The organism is Streptomyces sp. BE20 (genome assembly GCF_036322525.1).
In the GTDB taxonomy this organism is placed as follows: Bacteria; Actinomycetota; Actinomycetes; order Streptomycetales; family Streptomycetaceae; genus Kitasatospora.
Map to the genome: position 1 here is coordinate 1 of NZ_JAQYWW010000056.1, position 318 is coordinate 318.

The 318-nt window shown below is 70.4% G+C and carries 1 protein-coding gene; it reads right to left on the reverse strand.

The window, feature by feature from the left end; all coding sequences use genetic code 11:
• On the reverse strand, positions 1–318 hold a 318-nt coding region (locus PUR61_RS00205), incomplete at both ends, for an IS110 family transposase (protein ID WP_329874357.1).

The window sequence follows — 318 nt, forward strand, 5'->3', positions numbered from 1 at the left end:
ATGCGCGGGGCTTTGGGGCGGATCAGTTCGACCAGTCTGCGGCGTCCGGCTTTTCTCTGGGCGGCCGGGGATCCGTGGCGCTCCAGGAGCCAGGTGACGGCCTGGTGGTCGAGCCGTGGTCCGAGCACGGGCTCCAGTGACGGGTGGAACTGGGTGAGCAGGCCGCGAATCCGGTTGTAGGTGCGGGTGGCCTCGGCGGCGAGGTCCTGGTCGAACCCGGTCAGGACGGTGAGTTCGGCGGTGATCTCGTCGGTGAGTTCCAGCGTGCGCAGGGTGTGGGGCATGGTGCGGGCCGCGTCGGCGATCACGGCGGCGTCC